The following is a 20,211-nucleotide window of genomic DNA, read 5'->3' as shown; positions in this document are numbered from 1 at the left end:
CAGCAGGAGATGCGATTTCCATGACCGACGCACTCAAGCGCCTCTCCCAAGAGGGTGTCGCGATCTGGCTTGACGACCTGTCGCGCACGATGATCACCTCGGGCCACCTCGGCGAACTGCTCGACCAGCAGCATGTCGTGGGCGTCACCACCAACCCCTCGATCTTCCAGAAGGCCATCTCGGCCGGCGAGGGCTACGAGGAGCAGGTGGCCGACCTGGCCTCCCGCCGGGTCACGGTGGAGGAGGCGGTGCGCATGATCACCACCTCCGACGTGCGCGACGCTGCCGACGTGCTGCGGCCGGTGTACGAGGCGACCGGCGGGCTCGACGGGCGGGTCTCGATCGAGGTCGACCCCCGTCTGGCGCACAGCACCCGGGCGACGATCTCCGAGGCCAAGCAGCTGGCCTGGCTGGTGGACCGGCCCAACACGTTCATCAAGATCCCGGCCACCCGCGCCGGGCTGCCCGCCATCACCGAGACCATCGGCCGGGGCATCAGCGTCAACGTCACGCTGATCTTCTCCCTCCAGCGGTACCGCGAGGTGATGGACGCCTACCAGACCGGCCTGGAGCAGGCCGCCGCCCGCGGGCTCGACCTGTCGACGATCTACTCGGTCGCGTCGTTCTTCGTCTCCCGCGTGGACACCGAGGTCGACAAGCGCCTGGCCGCCATCGGCAGCGAGGAGGCCACGGCGCTGCGCGGCAAGGCCGCCGTCGCCAACGCCCGGCTGGCGTACCAGGCGTTCGAGGAGGTCACGGCCGCCGACCGCTGGCAGTCGCTGGCCCGCTCCGGCGCCAACCCGCAGCGCCCGCTGTGGGCGTCGACCGGCGTGAAGGACCCGGCCTACCCGGACACGCTGTACGTGACCGAGCTGGTCGCCCCCGGCACCGTGAACACCATGCCGGGCGCCACGCTGAAGGCCACCGAGGACCACGGCGAGATCACCGGGAACACGGTCAAGGGCACCTACGAGCAGGCGCGCGCCGACCTGGACGCGCTCGACAAGGTCGGCATCTCCTACGACGACGTCGTCCAGGTGCTGGAGGACGAGGGCGTGGAGAAGTTCGAGACGGCCTGGATCGGGCTGCTCGACTCGACCAAGGCCGAGCTGGAGCGCCTGGCGGACGGGGAGGACTGAGAGAGCGGTGAGCGGCAGCGCGAACCACCATCACAACCCCCTGCGGAGCTGGCAGGACCGGCGGCTCCCGCGCATCGCGGGGCCGTCGGGGCTGGTCATCTTCGGCGTCACCGGGGACCTCTCCCGCAAGAAGCTGATGCCGGCCGTCTACGACCTGGCCAACCGGGGGCTGCTGCCCCCGGGCTTCTCGCTGGTCGGCTTCGCCCGCCGCGACTGGGCGAACGAGGACTTCTGCGACGTCGTGCACGAGTCCGTCAAGCAGTACGCGCGCACCCCCTTCCGCGAGGAGGTGTGGCGGCAGCTGGCGGAGGGGATGCGCTTCGTCCCCGGTGTCTTCGACGACGACCAGGCGTTCGCCTCGCTGCGCTCCACCATCGAGCAGCTCGACAAGGAGCGCGGCACCGGGGGGAACTTCGCGTTCTACCTCTCGGTGCCCCCGAAGTTCTTCCCGACGGTGGTGCGCCAGCTGAAGAAGCACGGCCTCGCCGACGCCCCGGAGGACGCCTGGCGGCGGGCGGTCATCGAGAAGCCGTTCGGCCACGACCTGGCCTCCGCGCAGGAGCTCAACCAGGTCGTCCACGAGGTCTTCCCGCCGCACGAGGTCTTCAGGATCGACCACTACCTCGGCAAGGAGACGGTGCAGAACATCCTGGCGCTGCGGTTCGCCAACACGATGTTCGAGCCCATCTGGAACCGCAGCTATGTCGACCATGTGCAGATCACCATGGCCGAGGACATCGGCATCGGCGGCCGGGCCGGGTACTACGACGGGATCGGCGCGGCGCGCGACGTCATCCAGAACCACCTGCTCCAGCTCCTCGCGCTCACCGCGATGGAGGAGCCCGCCTCGTTCGACGCGGACGCGCTGGTCACCGAGAAGCTGAAGGTGCTCCACGCGGTCAAGCTCCCGTCCGACCTGGGCCGCCACACGGTGCGCGGGCAGTACACGGCGGGGTGGCAGGGCGGGCAGAAGGTCGCCGGGTACCTGGAGGAGGAGGGCATCGACCCCGCCTCCATGACCGACACCTACGCGGCGATGCGCCTGGAGATCGACAACCGCCGCTGGGCGGGCGTCCCGTTCTACCTGCGCACCGGCAAGCGGCTCGGCCGCCGGGTCACGGAGATCGCGGTCGTCTTCCAGCGCGCGCCCTACTCCCCGTTCAACGCCACCGACACCCAGGAGCTCGGGCACAACGCCCTGGTGATCCGCGTCCAGCCGGACGAGGGCATCACGGTCCGCTTCGGCTCCAAGGTGCCGGGCACCCAGATGGAGATCAGGGACGTCACGATGGACTTCGCCTACGGCGAGTCCTTCACCGAGTCCAGCCCCGAGGCGTACGAGCGGCTGCTCCTCGACGTGCTGCTCGGCGACGCGAACCTGTTCCCCCGGCACCAGGAGGTCGAACGCTCCTGGGAGATCCTCGACCCGGTCGAGGAGTACTGGACCGGGCATGGAAAGCCCGAGCCGTACACCTCGGGAAGCTGGGGCCCCAAGGCGGCGGATGACATGCTCGCACGGGACGGACGGAGCTGGCGGCGCCCATGAACATCGACCTCACGGACACCACGTCGAGCCAGCTCAACGCGGCGCTGATCAAGGCCCGCCGGGCGGTCGGCTCGGCCGTCGGCATGGTGCTGACCCTCGTCATCGTCACCGACGAGGGGAACCACTACGACGCCCTGCGCGCCGCGAGCGAGGCGTCCAAGGAGCACCCCTCCCGGATCCTGGTGGTCATCAAGCGCCCCGGCCGCTCCCCGCGCGAACGGGCCATGGCCCGCCTCGACGCCGAGGTGCGGGTCGGCGCCGACGTCGGCAACGGCGAGACCGTCCTGCTGCGCCTGCACGGCGAGCTGTCGGCCCACGCCTACAGCGTCGTGATGCCGCTGCTGCTGCCCGACGCCCCCGTGGTGGTCTGGTGGCCGGAGGACGCCCCGGCGCACCCGGCCGAGGACCTGCTCGGGACCCTGGCACAGCGCCGCATCACGGACGCGGCCTCGACCGAGGACCCGGTGGCCACCCTCGCCACCCGCGCCGAGGTGTACGCGCCGGGCGACACGGACCTGGCGTGGACGCGGATCACCCCCTGGCGCAGCGTGCTGGCGGCGGCGCTGGACCAGAAGCACACGAAGATCTCCTCCGCCGAGGTGGAGGGCGAGGAGTACAACCCGAGCACCGAGCTGCTGGCGATGTGGCTGGCCGAGCGGCTCTCGGTCCCGGTCGAGCGCGTCGTCTCGCCGGGGCCCGGCATCACGGCGGTGCGGCTGACGACGGAGAACGGCGTGATCTGCCTCGATCGCTCGGACGGCTCGCTGGCGCTGCTCGCGGTGCCGGGGCAGCCCGACCGGCATGTGGCGCTGAACCGGCGCACCACCGCCGAGCTGATCGCCGAGGAGCTGCGGCGGCTCGACCCGGACGAGGCGTACGAGCAGGCGGTGCGCCACGGCGTGGGGAACCTCCAGCGGCACCGTGCCCAGAAGAAGGGGCACGGCAACGGCGGAGGCGAGGCCGGGAAGGCGAGGAAGCCGGAGACGGAGACGGCCACGAAGCCTCACAAGGAGGAACGGGCCGGGAAGGCGGAGCGAGCGGCGGAGAAGGGCTCATGACGCCGCCGCCCGACCTGACCGTCCTGGTCCACCGGGACAAGGAGCTGATGGCCCACGCCGCGGCGGCCCGGCTGATCACCGCGATCACCGACGCCCAGTCCGGCGGGGGCTCGGCCTCTGTGGTGCTGACCGGGGGCCGCAACGGGAACGGCCTGCTGGCCGCGCTCGCCGCCTCACCGGCCAGGGACGCCGTGGACTGGGGCCATCTGGAGCTGTGGTGGGGCGACGAGCGGTTCCTCCCGGAGGGGCACCCGGACCGCAACCACACGCAGGCCCGCGCGGCCCTGCTGGACGCGGTCCCGCTCGACCCCCGGCGGGTCCACCCCATGCCCGCCTCCGACGGCCCCCACGGCAACGACCCGGAGGCGGCCGCCGTGGCGTACGCGGCCGAACTGGCCGCCGACCCCGCCCCGTTCGACGTGCTGCTGCTCGGCGTCGGGCCCGACACCCATGTGGCGTCGCTGTTCCCCGGGCACCCGGCGGTGCGGGTGACCGACCGGACGGTGACCGCCGTCCGCGAGGCGCCCAAGCCGCCGCCCACCCGGATCTCCCTCACCCTGCCCGCGATCCGCTCGGCCCGCGAGGTGTGGCTGCTCGCGGCGGGCGGGGACAAGGCGGAGGCGGCGGCCACCGCACTGGCCACCGACGACGCGGAGCGGGCGCCGGCCTCCGCAGCCCGCGGCGCCCGCACGGTGTGGCTGCTGGACGAGGCCGCCGCCGCGGGCCTCCCGGTGGCGGCCTGAGCCGTCAGCGCCCGCGCAGCTCCCGGTACCTCGCCACCAGCGAGGCCGTCGAGGCGTCGAGGCCCTCCACCTCGGCGCCCTCGGTCAGTGCCGGCTCGACGCGCGTGGCGAGCACCTTGCCCAGCTCGACGCCCCACTGGTCGAACGAGTCGATGTCCCACACGGCGCCCTGGACGAACACCTTGTGCTCGTACAGCGCGACCAGCTGCCCCAGCACGGACGGCGAGAGCTCGGCGGCCAGGATGGTGGTCGTCGGCCGGTTCCCCGGGAACGTGCGGTGCGGCACCAGTTCCTCCGCGACCCCCTCGGCCCGCACCTCGTCCGCGGTCCTGCCGAAGGCGAGCGCCTGGCCCTGCGCGAACAGATTGGCCATCAGCAGGTCGTGCTGCGCGGCCCGTTCCGCCCCCAGCCCGCCCACCGGGCGCGCGAAGCCGATGAGGTCGGCCGGGACCGTCCTGGTGCCCTGGTGGAGCAGCTGGAAGTAGGCGTGCTGCCCGTTGGTGCCCGGCGTGCCCCAGACGACGGGCCCGGTCTCCCAGGTGACGGGGCGGCCCTCCCGGTCCACGCGCTTGCCGTTGGACTCCATGTCGAGCTGCTGGAGATAGGCGGGGAAACGCGCCAGGTAGTGGCTGTAGGGCAGCACCGCGTGCGCCTGGGCGTCGAAGAAGCCGCCGTACCAGACGCCGAGCAGCCCGAGCAGCAGCGGCGCGTTCTCCCCCGCGGGAGCCGTCCTGAAGTGCTCGTCGACCAGCCGGAAGCCGTCCAGCATCTCCCGGAAGCGCAGCGGGCCGATCGCCGTCATCAGCGAGAGGCCGATGGCCGAGTCGTAGGAGTACCGGCCGCCGACCCAGTCCCAGAACTCGAACATGTTCTCCGTGTCGATGCCGAACTCCGCGACCTTCCCGGCGTTGGTGGACACGGCGACGAAGTGGCGGGCGACGGCGGCCTCGTCCCCGCCGAGCCCGTCGATCAGCCACGAGCGCGCGGAGGTGGCGTTGGTCAGGGTCTCGACCGTGGTGAACGTCTTCGAGGCGACGATGAACAGCGTCTCGGACGGGTCGAGGTCGCGCACGGCCTCGTGCAGGTCCGCGCCGTCCACATTGGAGACGAAGCGGAAGGTCATCTCCCGGGCGGTGAACGGCCGCAGCGCCTCGTACGCCATGGCCGGGCCCAGGTCGGAGCCGCCGATGCCGATGTTGACGACGTTCCTGACGCGCTTGCCGGTGTGCCCGGTCCACTCCCCGGAGCGCACCCGGTCCGCGAAGCCCGCCATCCGGTCCAGCACCGCGTGCACGGCGGGAACGACGTTCTCCCCGTCGACCTCGACCACCGCGTCCCGCGGCGCCCGCAGCGCGGTGTGGAGAACGGCCCTGTCCTCGGTCACGTTGATCCGCTCGCCGCGGAACATGGCGTCCCGCAGCTCTCCCACGCCCGTCGCCGCGGCCAGCTCGCCCAGGAGGCGCAGGGTCTCGTCGGTGACCAGCTGCTTGGAGAAGTCGATGTGCAGGTCGCCGACCCGCACCGCGTAGCGCCCGGCCCGGCCGGGGTCCCGGGCGAACAGCTCCCGCAGGCTCACCGCCCCGAGCTCCTCGCGGTGCTTGCCCAGTGCGCCCCACTCGGCCATCCGATCGAGCCTGGCCCCGCCAGTCGCGTTCATCTCGCCCTCAGCCCATCCGTCAACGTGTTCCGATCCCCGTCGACCACACGCTAGTCGATCGAAAAGCGGACCGCCCGGGTGCCGATCCGGTGATCGGCACCCGGGCGGTCGGACGGCTGGGCCGGTGCCGGGCCGGTGCTGAACCGAGCCTTCGCGCGGGCCCGGCGGCGGATCTCGCGTCAGATCTCGCCGCGGAGCTTGGCCAGCGCCTCGGCCAGAATGGCCTCGCCGTCGGCGTCGCTGCGCCGCTCGCGCACATACGCGAGGTGAGTCTTGTACGGCTCGGTGCGCGGCGGGTCCGGCGGGTCGTCGCGCTCGGTGCCGGCCGGGAAGCCGCAGCGCGGGCAGTCCCAGGTTTCCGGAATCTGTGCGTCACTGGCGAAGCTGGGCTGCGTCTCGTGCCCGTTCGCACACCAGAAGGAGACCCTCAGCCGGGGAGCGGACTCGCCGCGTTCGGCCTCACCCATGGGCCCCGCGCCGACCCGGCTGCCCCGGATCGCGTTGCCACCTGCCACGGTCGTAACTCCCTGCCTGACTTACCTAGAAGTCCTCAGTCTATGCAAGGCTCAACGCACGTCCAGTGCTAGGAGTTACTGACTTATGACGTCGCTTAGGACTTCATCAGCAGTCCGAGCGCCACGACGATCGCGGCCCAGATGATACCCACCACAACGGTGATCCGGTCCAGGTTCCGCTCGGCGACCGACGAGCCACCGACCGAGGACTGCATGCCGCCGCCGAACATGTCGGACAGGCCGCCGCCCTTGCCCTTGTGCATCAGCACGAGCAGCGCCAGCAGAAAGCTGAAAACGATCAAAGCAATCTGGAACGCCGTTTCCACGACTGGACCAACTCTCTCAGTGACGGACGGATGGTGGTACGGGTGATGCGGGGGACGGAGCAGGGTCGTCTCGGCGCCGCTCCTCCGGCCCCCGACAGGGTACCGCTACCACCCCGGACGAGCGCTACTGGTCGCGGAAACGCACGATCTTGACGAACTCGTCCGCGTCCAGCGAGGCCCCGCCCACCAGGGCGCCGTCCACGTCGGGCTGCGCCATGATCGCCGCGACATTGCCCGACTTCACCGAGCCGCCGTACTGGATGCGGACCCCGTCGGCCAGCGGGGCGTCGTACAGCTCGGCCAGGCGGGCGCGGATCGCCGCGCAGACCTCCTGGGCGTCGTCGGGGGTGGCGACCTCGCCGGTGCCGATGGCCCACACCGGCTCGTAGGCGATGACGACGCTCGCGGCCTGCTCGGGCGGCACGTCCCCGAGCCCGCCGTCGAGCTGGGCCAGGGTGTGCTCGACCTGGCGGCCCGCCTTGCGGACCTCCAGGGGCTCGCCGATGCACAGGATCGGGGTGATCCCGTACCGGTAGGCGGCCTTCACCTTGGCGTTGCACAACTCGTCCGACTCACCGTGGTACTCGCGGCGCTCGGAGTGGCCGACGACGACGTAGTCGCAGTTCAGCTTGGCCAGCATCGGCCCGGAGACCTCTCCGGTGTACGCGCCCGCGTCGTGGGGTGAGATGTCCTGGGCGCCGTACCTGATCTTCAGCTTGTCGCCGTCCACGAGGGTCTGCACGGAGCGCAGATCGGTGAACGGCGGCAGCACGGCGACCTCGACCGCGTCGAAGTCCTTGTCGGACAGGCCGAACGCCAGTTTCTGGACGTGGGCGATGGCCTCGAGGTGGTTGAGGTTCATCTTCCAGTTGCCCGCCATCAGCGGGGTGCGCGCTTCCACGGACGCCATGCTTCTCAGTCCTCCAGTGCAGCGAGACCGGGGAGCGCCTTGCCCTCGAGGTATTCGAGGCTGGCTCCTCCGCCGGTCGAGATGTGGCCGAATGCCGACTCCTCGAAGCCGAGGATCCGCACCGCCGCCGCCGAGTCGCCGCCGCCCACGACGGTGAAGGCGGAGCTGTCGGCGAGCGCCTGGGCGACGTCCCTGGTGCCCTCGGCGAAGTCGGGGTGCTCGAAGACGCCCATCGGCCCGTTCCAGAAGACGGTGGCCGCGTCGGCGAGCTTGTCCGCGTAGAGACGGCCGGTCTCGGGGCCGATGTCCAGGCCCTTGAGCCCGGCCGGGATGGCGTCGGCGGCCAGGACGACCGGCTCGGCCGGCGCCTTGGTCCGCAGGTCGGGGAAGTCCTTCGCCGCCCGCACGTCCACCGGCAGCACGAACTCGACGCCGAGCTCGGCGGCCTTGGCCAGATAGCCCTGGACGGCCGGGACCTGGTCCTCCTGGAGGAGGGAGTCGCCGACCTCGTGGCCCTGTGCCTTGAGGAACGTGTACACCATGCCGCCCCCGACCAGGATGCGGTCGGCCCTGCTGAGCAGGTGCTCGATCACGGCGAGCTTGTCGGAGACCTTGGCGCCGCCGAGGACGACCGCGTAGGGGCGGCGGACGCTCTCGGTGAGCTGTTCCAGGACGCCGACCTCGGTCGCGATCAGCCCGCCCGCGGCGTGCGGAAGGCGGGCCGGGAGGTCGTAGACCGAGGCGTGCTTGCGGTGCACGGCGCCGAAGCCGTCGCCGACGTAGAGGTCGGCGAGCGAGGCGAGTTCGTCGGCGAACGCTCCGCGCTCGGCGTCGTCCTTGCTGGTCTCGCCGGCGTTGAACCGCAGGTTCTCCAGCAGGGCGACGCCGCCGTCGGCGAGGCCCGCGACGGTCGACCTGGCGCTGTCGCCGACCGTGTCGGCGGCGAACGCCACGTCGGAGCCGAGCAGCTCGCCCAGCCGCCTGGCGACGGGGGCGAGCGAGAACGCCGGCTCGGGGGCGTTCTTGGGCCGCCCGAGGTGCGAGGCGACGACCACCCGGGCGCCCGCGTCCGCGAGCCGGCGGATGGTCGGCACGGCGGCGCGGATGCGGCCGTCGTCGGTGATGGTGCCCTCGGCGAGTGGAACGTTCAGATCGGAGCGGACGAAGACCCGCCGCCCGGCGACCTGGAGATCATCGATCGTCTTCATGGTTGTCTGGCTCCTGGAGGTGTGCTGCCGTCTGCCGTCGGCCCCATGGCACGAGGGCCCGCGGGGAGGCCGAGACGCCGCCCTGCGAGCCCTGGTGGGAGGGAACGGTCAGAGCCGCTCGCCGACGTAGACGGTCAGGTCGACCAGGCGGCTGGAGTAGCCCCACTCGTTGTCGTACCAGCCGACGATCTTGACCTGCGAGCCCTGCGCCATGGTGAGCGAGGAGTCGAAGGTGCAGGAGGCCGGGAAGCCGACGATGTCCGAGGAGACCAGCTGGTCGCCGGTGTACTCCAGGATGCCCTTGAGGCCGGTCTCCGCGGCGGTGCGGAAGGCGGCGTTGACCTCGTCCTTGGTGACCTCGCGGCCGAGCTCGACGACCAGGTCCGTGACCGAGCCGGTGGGCACGGGCACGCGCATCGAGATGCCGTCGAGCTTGCCCTTGAGCTGCGGAAGGACCAGCGCGGTGGCCTTGGCGGCGCCGGTGGTGGTCGGGATGATGTTGATCGCGGCGGCGCGGGCGCGGCGGAGGTCCTTGTGCGGGAAGTCCAGGATCCGCTGGTCGTTGGTGTAGGCGTGAATGGTCGTCATCAGACCCTTGACGATGCCGAAGCTCTCGTCGAGGACCTTCGCCATCGGCGCCACGCAGTTGGTGGTGCAGGAGGCGTTGGAGATGACGTGGTGGGTGGCCGGGTCGTACTGGTCCTGGTTCACGCCCATGACGACGGTGAGGTCCTCGTTCTTCGCCGGGGCGGAGATGAGGACCTTCTTGGCGCCGGCGGCCAGGTGCTTGGCCGCGTCGTCGCGCTTGGTGAAGATGCCGGTGGACTCGATGACGACGTCGGCACCGAGCTCGCCCCACGGGAGGGCGGCGGGGTCGCGCTCGGCCAGCGTCCTGAACGTGTGGCCGCCGACCGTGATGGTGTCCTCGGTGTGCGTGACCTCTTCCTTGAGGCGGCCGAGGATGCTGTCGTACTTCAGCAGGTGGACCAGGGTGTCGTTGTCGGTCAGGTCGTTGACACCGACAACCTGGACATCCGCACCCTGTTCAAGGAGCGCGCGGAAGTAGTTGCGACCGATACGGCCGAAGCCGTTGATTCCTACGCGGATCGTCACGAACCGATCTCCTCGTTGGTACGTCGGTGAAACGAACACCGGCGATGCGTTATTGGGATGTCCCCGACCATCTCCGACCCTACCGCGCCCCGGACCCGCCGGTGACAGCGCCCAGGCGTGTTCGGGCCGCGAATGACGGGCCCGCGCGCCCCCGCCCGCGCCGGTCCGTTCAGCCGACCATCTCCTCCGTGAGGCTCGACTCGGTGCCCGGAATGCCGAGGTCCTGCGCGCGCTTGTCGGCCATCGCCAGCAGCCTGCGGATGCGGCCGGCGACCGCGTCCTTGGTCAGCGGCGGGTCGGCCAGGGCGCCCAGCTCCTCCAGGGACGCCTGCTTGTGCTCCATGCGCAGCCGGCCGGCCGCGGCCAGGTGCTCCGGCACCTCGTCGGCCAGGATCTCCAGGGCGCGCTGGACGCGGGCCCCGGCGGCGACGGCGGCGCGGGCGGAACGCCGGAGGTTGGCGTCGTCGAAGTTCGCCAGGCGGTTGGCGGTGGCGCGCACCTCGCGGCGCATGCGGCGCTCCTCCCAGGCCAGCACCGACTCGTGCGCTCCCAGCCGGGTGAGCAGCGCCCCGATGGCGTCGCCGTCCCTGACCTGGACCCGGTCCACGCTGCGGACCTCGCGCGCCTTGGCCCCGATCTGGAGCCTGCGCGCCGCGCCCACCAGGGCGAGGGCGGCCTCGGGGCCGGGGCAGGTGACCTCCAGCGAGGAGGAGCGCCCCGGCTCGGTCAGCGAGCCGTGAGCGAGGAACGCCCCGCGCCAGGCGGCCTCGGCGTCGCAGGTGGCCCCCGAGACCACCTGCGGCGGGAGGCCGCGGATCGGCCGGCCGCGGCCGTCCACCAGGCCGGTCTGCCGCGCCAGCTGGTCCCCGCCCGCGACGACGCGCACCACGTAACGGCTGCCGCGGCGCAGCCCGCCGGGGGCCATCACCAGCAGGTCGGAGGCGTGGCCGAAGATCTCCAGAATGTCCCGCCGCAGCCGTCTGGCCGCGATCCCCGTGTCGAGCTCGGCCTCGATCACGATCCGCCCGCTCACCAGGTGCAGGCCGCCCGCGAAGCGCAGGATGGACGACACCTCCGACTTGCGGCAGCAGGTGCGGGTGACGGGAAGCCGGGAGATCTCGTCCTTCACCGCAGCCGTCATCGCCATGGGCCGATCCTTCCATGCATCCGAAAAACACGGTCATACGCGGCGGCCAGCAGCTCCGGGTCATGCCGGGGGGAACCGTCCGGCTCGGCCATGGGGGCCAGCTCGACTTCGGCACCCAGCCGTTCGGCCGCCTGGCGCAGACTCTCCTGGTCCGGCACGGCGGCCCGGTCTGCCAGCACCACGTCAAAGGCGAGTTTAGGGGCGTGTTGTACCAAAACCTCCACATGACGCTGCGGGGAGAACCCATCAGTTTCGCCCGGTTGAGGGGCCAGGTTGAGCGAGAGGACGCGCCGGGCCCTGGTGGCGGTCAGGGCGTCGAGCAGCTCGGGGACGAGCAGGTGCGGGATGACGGAGGAGAACCAGGAGCCGGGTCCGAGAACCACCCAGTCGGCGTCCAGGACCGCCTCGACGGCCTCGGGCACGGCGGGCGGGTCGTGCGGGACGAGGACGACCTGGCGCACCTCGCCCGGGGTGAGGGCGACGGCGGCCTGGCCACGGACGCGGCTGAGCTCGTCGGGGCGCGACGGCTCGTGGCCGCGGACCAGCGCCTCCAGTTCGAGCGGCACGGCCGACATGGGCAGCACGCGGCCGTGGGCGCCCAGCAGCTTGCCGACCAGGTCCAGGGCGCGCACATGGTCGCCGAGCTGCTCCCAGAGGGCGACGATCAGCAGATTGCCCACGGCGTGGTCGTGCAGGGCGCCCTCGCTGGTGAAGCGGTGCTGGACGACCTCGGACCAGGTGCGGCCCCACTCGTCGTCCCCGCACAGGGCGGCCAGGGCCTTGCGCAGGTCGCCCGGGGGCAGCACGCCGAGCTCGTCGCGCAGCCGGCCGCTCGAACCCCCGTCGTCGGCCACGGTGACGACGGCGGTCAGGTCGCCGGTGATCCGGCGCAACGCGGTCAGCGACGCGGAGAGCCCCATGCCGCCGCCGAGGGCGACGACCTTGGGCTGGGCGCCGCGGCGCCCGCCGCGCAGGGTTCTGAACGCGCGGCGGCCACCCTCCTGGCCCTCCGCGATCCGGCGCTGCCGGACGCCCTTTCGTGGCATCTACTCGCGCCCCATGTCCCGGTGCACGACGACCGTTTCGACGCCTTCGGCGGCCAGGCGCCTGGCCAGCCGCTCGGACATGGCCACGCTGCGGTGCTTGCCGCCGGTGCAGCCGACGGCGATGGTCACATACCGCTTGCCCTCGCGCCGGTAGCCGGTGGCGATGAGCTGGAGCAGCTCGGCGTAGCGGTCGAGGAACTCCTTGGCGCCCGGCTGGTTGAACACGTAGCCCGCGACCTCCTCGCTGGTGCCCGTGTAGGGGCGCAGCTCGGGGACCCAGTGGGGGTTGGGCAGGAAGCGGCAGTCGACCACGTGGTCGGCGTCCACCGGCAGGCCGTACTTGTAGCCGAAGGACATGACCGTGGCCCGCAGCTCGGGCTCGTCACCGCTGGTGAACTGGGCGTCCATCTTGGCGCGCAGCTCGTGCACGTTCAGGTTGGAGGTGTCGATCACCAGGTCGGCGTCGCCGCGCAGTTCGCGCAGGAGGTCGCGCTCGGCGGCGATGCCGTCGACGATGCGCCCGTCCCCCTGGAGGGGGTGCGGCCTGCGGACCGACTCGAAGCGCTGGACGAGTGCGTTGTCCGAGGCTTCGAGGAAGACGGTGCGGCGGGTGACGCCCTTGGTGTCGAGGTCGTTCAGTGACTCGCGCAGGCTGTCGAAGAAGCCGCGGCCGCGGACGTCCACGACGACGGCGATGCGCGCCACGTTCCCCTGGGAGCGGGCGCCCAGATCGACCATGGTGGGGATCAGGGCGGGCGGCAGGTTGTCCACGACGAACCAGCCGAGGTCCTCCAGGCACTTCGCCGCGGTGGACCGGCCGGCGCCCGACATGCCGGAGATGATCACCAGCTCCGGGTTGGTCAGAGCCTCCTCGCCCGCTGCGGGGGTGGCCGGCTCGTCTTCGTCTCTGGTCTGTTCGCTCATGGTGTCGTCCCCCGCCTGTCTCATTCCTCGGTAGCGACTGTGTGGTCTGCGCCTTCCCCGCTCAGCCCTCGATGATCTCGCCGGTCGCGGTGTTCACCGCGGGGGCCGGGCGGCCGTCCTGGGCGAGGGCCGCGGCGACTGTCTCCGCGGTCCTGCGGCCCACTCCCGGGACCTCGCAGATCTCCTCGATCGTGGCGGCGCGGAGCCGCTTGAGCGAGCCGAAGTGCTTGAGCAGGGCCTTCTTGCGGGTCTCCCCGAGGCCGGGCACGGCGTCGAGGGGACCCCTTCTTATCGATTGTGACCTCTTGCCCCTCTGGTAGCGGATCGCGAAGCGGTGTGCCTCGTCACGCACCCGCTGGAGGAGATAGAGGCCCTCGCTGGTACGGGGCAGGATCACCGGGTCCTCCTCGCCGGGCAGCCAGACCTCTTCGAGGCGCTTCGCCAGTCCGCACACGGCGACGTCGTCCACCCCCAGCTCGTCCATCGCCCGCCGGGCGGCGGCCACCTGCGGCTGCCCGCCGTCCACCACCACGAGCTGCGGCGGATAGGCGAAACGCTTCGGGCGGCCGTCGTCCGTCCGTGAGGACGCCGGAGCCTCCTCCTCCGGTTCCTCCACGGCCCACTCCCCGGTCTGCTCGCGCTCTCGCAGGTAGCGGCGGAAGCGGCGGGAGACGACCTCGTGCATGGACCGGACGTCGTCCTGCCCGGCGAAGCCCTTGATCTGGAACCTTCGGTACTCGCTCTTGCGGGCCAGGCCGTCCTCGAAGACGACCATGGAGGCCACCACGTCCTCGCCCTGGAGGTGGGAGATGTCGAAGCACTCGACGCGCAGCGGGGCGGAGTCGAGGCCCAGCGCCTCGGCGATCTCCTCCAGGGCGCGGGAGCGGGTGGTCAGGTCGGAGGCCCGCTTGGTCTTGTGCAGGACGAGGGACTGCTCGGCGTTCCGCTGGACGGTCGCCATCAGGTCCCTCTTGTCGCCGCGCTGCGGCACCCGCAGGCTCACGCGCGAGCCGCGGCGCTCGCCGAGCCACTCGGACACGGGCCCGGGCGGCTCGGGGAGGGCGGGGACGAGGACCTCCTTGGGCACGCTCTCGCCGCTCTCCTCGCCGTAGAGCTGCTGGAGGGCGCTCTCGACCAGGTCGGCGGTGGTGACCTGCTCGACCTTGTCGGTGACCCAGCCGCGCTGGCCGCGGACCCGGCCGCCGCGGACGTGGAAGATCTGGACGGCCGCCTCCAGTTCGTCCTCGGCGAGGGCGATGAGGTCGGCGTCGGTCGCGTCGGCGAGGACGACGGCGTTCTTCTCCATGGCGCGGCGCAGCGCCTCGATGTCGTCCCTCAGGCGGCCGGCCCGCTCGTACTCCAGGTCCTCGGCCGCCTCGCGCATCCGCTCCTCGAGGCGGCGCAGGTAGGTGCCGGTGCGGCCCGCCATGAAATCGCAGAACTCCTCGGCCAGCTCGCGGTGCTCCTCGGGCGTGACGCGGCCGGTGCAGGGGGCGGAGCACTTGTCGATGTACCCCAGGAGGCAGGGGCGGTCGACGGCCCTGGCGCGCTTGAAGACCCCGGCGGAGCAGGTGCGGATGGGGAAGACGCGGAGCAGGAGGTCGACGGTCTCGCGGATGGCCCACGCGTGGCCGTAGGGGCCGAAGTACCGCACCCCCTTGCGCTTGGGGCCGCGCATCACCTGGGCGCGCGGGTACTCCTCGTTGAGCGTGACGGCGAGCGACGGATAGCTCTTGTCGTCGCGGTACTTGACGTTGAAACGGGGGTCGTACTCCTTGATCCAGGAGTACTCCAGCTGGAGCGCCTCCACCTCGGTGGAGACCACCGTCCACTCCACCGAGGCGGCCGTGGTGACCATGGTGGCGGTCCTGGGGTGCAGCCCCGAGATGTCCTGGAAGTAGGACGAGAGGCGCTGCCTCAGGCTCTTGGCCTTGCCGACGTAGATCACCCGGCGGTGCTGGTCGCGGAACCGGTAGACCCCGGGCGAGTCGGGAATCTCGCCCGGCCTGGGGCGGTAGCTGGAGGGGTCGGCCATGGACGCAACCCTACTGCCGGCAACTGACAGTGAGTGACTCCCCCGCTCTCGGTGGGCGCCCCGGGGGGCGCCGGCGGCGGGCGGGCGGCGCCGGTGCTACCAGCCGCGTTCGCGCCACTCGGGCAGGTGGGGGCGTTCGGCGCCGAGGGTGGTGTCGGCGCCGTGGCCGGGGTAGACCCAGGTCTCGTCGGGGAGCGGTGCGAACAGCTTGGTCTCGACGTCGTGGAGGAGCCGCGTGAACGCCTCCCGGTCACCCCGCGTGTTCCCCACGCCGCCGGGGAAGAGGCAGTCGCCGGTGAAGAGGTGGGGGTGGCCCTCGGGGTCGTCGTAGACCAGGGCGATGGAGCCCGGGGTGTGGCCGACGAGGTGGCGGGCGGTGAGGCGGCAGGTCCCGACCAGGATCTCGTCGCCGTCCTCCACCGGCACGTCGGTGGGCACGGGGATGCCCTCGGCGTCGTAGCGGCCGGCGTAGGTGCGCGCGCCGGTGGCGCGGACGACGGCGTCGAGCGCCTGCCAGTGGTCGCCGTGCCGGTGGGTGGTGACGACGCCCGCGATGCCGTCCTCGCCGATCAGGCTCAGGAGGGTGCCGGGTTCGGCGGCGGCGTCGACGAGGAGCTGTTCCCCGGTGCGGCGGCAGCGCAGGAGGTAGGCGTTGTTCTCCATCGGGCCGACGGCGGCCTTGGAGATGATCAGCTGCCCGAGCTCGTGGGCGTCGGCGGGGCCGCCGACGGTGACCCTTCCGGTGTAGGACATGGCGGTCTCCCGGGTGGGCTCAGAGGGGCGGCAGCGTGGGGAGGGGGGCGCCGGCGGTGAGGCCGCTGCCCGAGGTGCGTCCGCTCAGCCAGCCGACGAGGGCGGGCGGGGTGCCGACGATCACGTGCGGGGCGCCGTCCCCGGAGCCGGTGCGCCAGACGCGGCCGTCCTCGGCCCGCAGCTCGACGGGCGGCACGCCGGGGCGGCCGGCGAAGCGGTCGGTGAGGTACGCGACGGCGCGGTCGGTGAAGGCGCCGGAGAGGTCGGCGACGGTGTGGCCGATGTCCAGGTCGAGGTGGTGCAGTTCGACCTCGACCCAGCGACGCAGCGGGATGGTGTCGGCACGGTCGGTGATGCCGCCGCGCAGCGTCACGGTGGACTTCCACCGCTCGTCGGTGAGTCCGTCGGCGGCGTCGGCGAGGCGGGCGGCGCTGTCGCGCACGTCGGCGCGGTGGTCGGCGAGGGAGCGGGGGGCGTTGCGGTCGATGTCGCCGTCCCTGGCCTCGGTGCTGGTGTACATGGGGCGGCCGTTCAGCACATTGACGAGGGCGTCGGCGTTGCGGGCCACGTGGGCGAGGACATGGCCGCGGGTCCAGCCCGGCAGCAGGGACGGGCCGGCGACGCGGGCGTCGTCCAGGGCGGCGAGTCCTTCGAGGAGGTGGTCCGTGGCGTCCTGGAGGGCGGCGAGGTCTGCTTCGGGTCGGCTCATGATCACACGCTATCCGGACCACTCCATCGAGTGAAGATGAGAGCGGAGTGCCGGGAATCGAACGCGCGTACTATAGGCTGCGGAGCGCGCGCGGCCCGGTGCTTTCGACTCCGAGTGTCAGAGGCCGCCCCTAGTCTTGTGGAAGGGGTGCGCCCGCCCGGCGTCTCCGCGGGATCCAGTGATCCACCCGCTCCACCGTGAAAAGAAAGGTGCCATCCGGCGTGGCCGACCGACTCATCGTTCGTGGCGCTCGCGAGCACAATCTCCGGAACGTCTCGCTCGACCTGCCTCGCGACTCGCTCATCGTCTTCACCGGGCTGTCGGGATCGGGCAAGTCCTCGCTCGCCTTCGACACGATCTTCGCCGAGGGCCAACGCCGTTACGTCGAGTCGCTTTCGGCGTACGCCCGGCAGTTCCTCGGGCAGATGGACAAGCCCGACGTGGACTTCATCGAGGGCCTGTCCCCCGCGGTCTCCATCGACCAGAAGTCCACCTCACGGAACCCGCGCTCGACCGTGGGCACGATCACCGAGGTCTACGACTACCTGCGGCTGCTCTTCGCCCGCATCGGCAAGCCCCACTGCCCCGAGTGCGGGCGGCCGATCGCGCGGCAGTCGCCGCAGGCGATCGTGGACAAGGTGCTGACCCTGGAGGAGGGCAGCCGCTTCCAGGTGCTCTCGCCGCTGGCGCGCGAGCGGAAGGGCGAGTTCGCCGACCTGTTCGCCGACCTCCAGACCAAGGGCTACAGCAGGGCCAGGGTGGACGGCGCGACGGTCCAGCTCTCCGACCCGCCGAAGCTGAAGAAGCAGGAGAAGCACACCATCGAGGTGGTGGTGGACCGGCTGACCGTCAAGGAGAGCGCCAAGCGGCGTCTGACGGACTCGGTGGAGACCGCGCTCGGCCTCTCGGGCGGGATGGTCGTCCTGGACTTCGTGGACCTGGACGAGGACGACCCGCAGCGCGAGCGGATGTTCTCCGAGCACCTGTACTGCCCGTACGACGACCTGTCGTTCGAGGAACTGGAGCCGCGCTCGTTCTCGTTCAACTCGCCGTTCGGCGCCTGCCCCGAGTGCACCGGCATCGGCACGCGGATGGAGGTGGACCCCGAGCTGATCATCCCCGACCCGGAGAAGACGCTGGACGAGGGCGCCATCCACCCGTGGTCGCACGGCCACACCAAGGGCTATTTCAACCTGTTGATCGGCGCTCTCGGCGACGCGCTGAACTTCCGGACGGACATCCCCTGGCAGGGGCTGCCGCAGCGGGCGCGCAAGGCGCTGATGCACGGGCACAAGACCAAGATCGAGGTCCGCTACGAGAACCGGCACGGGAAGGAGCGGGCGTACACGACGGCCTTCGAGGGCGTCCTGCCGTTCATCAGGCGCCGCCACGCCGAGGCCGAGACCGACTCCAGCCGGGAGCGCTTCGAGGGGTACATGCGCGAGGCGCCGTGCCCGGCCTGCCACGGCACCCGGCTGAAGCCGCTGGTGCTCGCGGTGACGGTGCAGGACAGGTCGATCGCCGAGATCGCGGGCATGTCGATCAGCGAGTGCGCCGACTTCCTGCGCGGGATGAGTCTGTCCCCCCGCGAGAAGGCCATCGCCGAGCGGGTGCTCAAGGAGGTCAACGAGCGGCTGCGCTTCCTGGTGGACGTCGGCCTCGACTACCTCTCGCTGGACCGCGCCGCGGGCAGCCTCTCGGGCGGCGAGGCCCAGCGGATCCGGCTGGCCACGCAGATCGGCTCCGGCCTGGTCGGCGTGCTGTACGTGCTGGACGAGCCGTCGATCGGGCTGCACCAGCGGGACAACCACCGGCTGATCGAGACCCTGGTCCGCCTCCGCGACCTGGGGAACACGCTGATCGTCGTGGAGCACGACGAGGACACGATCAAGACCTCGGACTGGGTGGTGGACATCGGCCCCGGCGCCGGCGAGCACGGCGGCGAGGTGGTGCACAGCGGCCCGCTGGCCGAGCTCCTGACCAACGAGGCGTCGCTCACCGGGCAGTACCTCTCCGGGGCGCGGTCCATCCCCATCCCGCCCGCGCGCCGTCCGGTGGACGACGAGCGGCAGCTGACGGTGCACGGGGCCCGCGAGCACAACCTGCGGGACATCGACGTCTCCTTCCCGGTCGGCGTGCTGACCGCGGTCACCGGCGTCTCGGGCTCGGGCAAGTCCACCCTGGTCAACGACATCCTCTACACCCACCTCGCCCGCGAGCTGAACGGAGCGAAGGGCGTGCCGGGACGGCACACCCGGATCACGGGCGACGACCTGGTGGACAAGGTGGTCCACGTCGACCAGTCGCCCATCGGCCGCACCCCCCGGTCGAACCCGGCGACCTACACCGGCGTCTTCGACCACGTCCGCCGCCTGTTCGCGGAGACGGCCGAGGCCAAGGTCCGCGGATATCTGCCGGGCCGCTTCTCGTTCAACGTCAAGGGCGGCCGCTGCGACAACTGCTCGGGCGACGGCACCATCAAGATCGAGATGAACTTCCTGCCGGACGTCTACGTTCCCTGCGAGGTCTGCCACGGCGCCCGGTACAACCGGGAGACGCTGGAGGTGCACTACAAGGGCAAGTCCATCGCCCAGGTGCTGGACATGCCCATCGAGGAGGCGACGGACTTCTTCGAGGCGGTGCCCGCCATCTCCCGGCACCTGCGCACGCTCAAGGACGTGGGGCTCGGGTACGTCAGGCTCGGCCAGCCGGCGACGACGCTCTCCGGCGGCGAGGCCCAGCGGGTCAAGCTCGCCTCCGAGCTCCAGAAGCGCTCCACCGGCAGCACCGTCTACGTGCTCGACGAGCCCACCACCGGGCTGCACTTCGAGGACATCCGGCGGCTGATCTCGGTCCTGTCGGACCTGGTCGACAAGGGCAACACGGTGATCGTCATCGAGCACAACCTCGACGTGATCAAGACCGCGGACTGGGTGGTCGACATGGGTCCCGAGGGCGGTTACGCGGGTGGCACGGTGATCACCGAGGGCACCCCCGAGCAGGTCGCCTCGGAGCCGGCCAGCCACACGGGCAAGTTCCTGCGGGACCTGCTGGGCGACGCGGTCAGCGACGCCCCGCGGTCGGGCCGCAAGGCCACGAGGTCCGGGGCGGCGGCCGGTGCCACCGTGAAGCGCGCGCGTGCCGGGGCGTCACGGGACCGCTGATTCCGGCGAGTTGTTTCCCGGAAGTTCTCGGCGGCCCTCTGGTGCCGCCCCCTCTCCCTTGGAACGCTGTGCCGCTGGATGCGCTGAACGCGCAGACAGGGCAAGCGTTTCGAGGGAGTACCCGTGCCAGGAACCGCGGTGCGCAGAAGGCTGTGCGCACGTTCGCTGATCGCGGTGGGGGCCGCGTCCGTTCTGACCTTCGGTCTGGCGCCGCCGGG

17 protein-coding genes are annotated in these 20,211 nt (G+C 71.5%); 5 read left to right on the top strand and 12 right to left on the bottom strand.

The window, feature by feature from the left end; translation table 11 throughout:
- The first annotated feature begins 20 nt into the window (after window positions 1-20).
- From tal to pgl, 4 genes are read left to right on the top strand one after another with little or no spacing between them, the layout of a single operon-like run.
- Window positions 21-1,139 carry a transaldolase gene (tal, locus tag ADY01_RS01105; protein ID WP_049564207.1) on the top strand — a complete coding sequence of 373 codons (1,119 nt, stop codon included), beginning with the start codon at window positions 21-23 and terminating at the stop codon, window positions 1,137-1,139.
- A 7-nt stretch (window positions 1,140-1,146) separates the two neighbouring features.
- On the top strand, window positions 1,147-2,685 hold the full coding sequence (gene zwf, locus ADY01_RS01100) for a glucose-6-phosphate dehydrogenase (protein WP_049564204.1): 1,539 nt from the start codon (window positions 1,147-1,149) through the stop codon (window positions 2,683-2,685).
- On the top strand, window positions 2,682-3,743 hold the full coding sequence (gene opcA, locus ADY01_RS01095) for a glucose-6-phosphate dehydrogenase assembly protein OpcA (RefSeq protein ID WP_049564274.1): 1,062 nt from the start codon (window positions 2,682-2,684) through the stop codon (window positions 3,741-3,743). Before zwf ends, opcA begins: the two co-directional genes overlap by 4 nt.
- Window positions 3,740-4,486, top strand: a complete 747-nt coding sequence (pgl, locus tag ADY01_RS01090) for a 6-phosphogluconolactonase (RefSeq protein ID WP_049564201.1) — start codon at window positions 3,740-3,742, stop codon at window positions 4,484-4,486. Before opcA ends, pgl begins: the two co-directional genes overlap by 4 nt.
- 4 nt (window positions 4,487-4,490) lie before the next feature.
- Here pgl and pgi read toward each other — a convergent pair whose 3' ends face one another.
- The 12 genes from pgi to ADY01_RS01030 form a co-directional block, all read right to left on the bottom strand.
- Window positions 4,491-6,143 (bottom strand): glucose-6-phosphate isomerase, encoded by a 1,653-nt coding sequence (gene pgi / locus ADY01_RS01085; RefSeq protein ID WP_049564199.1) that lies wholly within the window; start codon window positions 6,141-6,143, stop codon window positions 4,491-4,493.
- 179 nt (window positions 6,144-6,322) lie between these two features.
- Window positions 6,323-6,658 (bottom strand): RNA polymerase-binding protein RbpA, encoded by a 336-nt coding sequence (locus tag ADY01_RS01080; protein ID WP_078899897.1) that lies wholly within the window; start codon window positions 6,656-6,658, stop codon window positions 6,323-6,325.
- Between the two features lie 95 nt (window positions 6,659-6,753).
- A complete protein-coding gene (gene secG, locus ADY01_RS01075) occupies window positions 6,754-6,984 on the bottom strand; it encodes a preprotein translocase subunit SecG (protein WP_049564196.1) in 231 nt (76 codons plus the stop codon).
- A gap of 124 nt (window positions 6,985-7,108) precedes the next feature.
- On the bottom strand, window positions 7,109-7,885 hold the full coding sequence (gene tpiA / locus ADY01_RS01070) for a triose-phosphate isomerase (RefSeq protein ID WP_107081600.1): 777 nt from the start codon (window positions 7,883-7,885) through the stop codon (window positions 7,109-7,111).
- Between the two features lie 14 nt (window positions 7,886-7,899).
- Window positions 7,900-9,102, bottom strand: a complete 1,203-nt coding sequence (locus ADY01_RS01065) for a phosphoglycerate kinase (protein ID WP_049564191.1) — start codon at window positions 9,100-9,102, stop codon at window positions 7,900-7,902.
- Between the two features lie 108 nt (window positions 9,103-9,210).
- Entirely contained in the window at window positions 9,211-10,215 is a 1,005-nt protein-coding gene (gap, locus tag ADY01_RS01060; protein WP_049564189.1) for a type I glyceraldehyde-3-phosphate dehydrogenase, read from the bottom strand.
- Between the two features lie 169 nt (window positions 10,216-10,384).
- Entirely contained in the window at window positions 10,385-11,362 is a 978-nt protein-coding gene (gene whiA, locus ADY01_RS01055; RefSeq protein ID WP_049564186.1) for a DNA-binding protein WhiA, read from the bottom strand.
- Window positions 11,353-12,408: a gluconeogenesis factor YvcK family protein gene (locus ADY01_RS01050; RefSeq protein ID WP_049564183.1), complete on the bottom strand. Its 1,056-nt coding sequence runs from the start codon at window positions 12,406-12,408 to the stop codon at window positions 11,353-11,355. The genes whiA and ADY01_RS01050 overlap by 10 nt, the downstream gene beginning before the upstream one ends.
- The gene (gene rapZ / locus ADY01_RS01045; RefSeq protein ID WP_049564181.1) at window positions 12,409-13,332 is read right to left on the bottom strand and encodes an RNase adapter RapZ; all 924 of its coding nucleotides are present in this window, start codon (window positions 13,330-13,332) and stop codon (window positions 12,409-12,411) included.
- Window positions 13,333-13,393: 61 nt separating this feature from the next.
- Window positions 13,394-15,367 (bottom strand): excinuclease ABC subunit UvrC, encoded by a 1,974-nt coding sequence (gene uvrC / locus ADY01_RS01040; protein WP_049564180.1) that lies wholly within the window; start codon window positions 15,365-15,367, stop codon window positions 13,394-13,396.
- Window positions 15,368-15,463: 96 nt separating this feature from the next.
- Window positions 15,464-16,120, bottom strand: a complete 657-nt coding sequence (locus ADY01_RS01035) for an MBL fold metallo-hydrolase (protein ID WP_049564178.1) — start codon at window positions 16,118-16,120, stop codon at window positions 15,464-15,466.
- Window positions 16,121-16,139: 19 nt separating this feature from the next.
- Entirely contained in the window at window positions 16,140-16,829 is a 690-nt protein-coding gene (locus ADY01_RS01030) for a maleylpyruvate isomerase family mycothiol-dependent enzyme (protein WP_049564270.1), read from the bottom strand.
- A gap of 221 nt (window positions 16,830-17,050) precedes the next feature.
- On the opposite strand from ADY01_RS01030, the gene uvrA reads away from it, so the two are divergent.
- Complete coding sequence (gene uvrA / locus ADY01_RS01025) at window positions 17,051-19,993, top strand: excinuclease ABC subunit UvrA (RefSeq protein WP_049564176.1); 2,943 nt, start codon at window positions 17,051-17,053, stop codon at window positions 19,991-19,993.
- The last annotated feature ends 218 nt before the right edge of the window (window positions 19,994-20,211 follow it).

The sequence above is a fragment of the Streptomyces sp. SBT349 genome, from assembly GCF_001083795.1.
In the GTDB taxonomy this organism is placed as follows: domain Bacteria; phylum Actinomycetota; class Actinomycetes; order Streptomycetales; family Streptomycetaceae; genus Streptomyces.
Note: the sequence above shows the minus strand (reverse complement) of the source record. Positions and strands in the feature narration are given on the sequence as shown.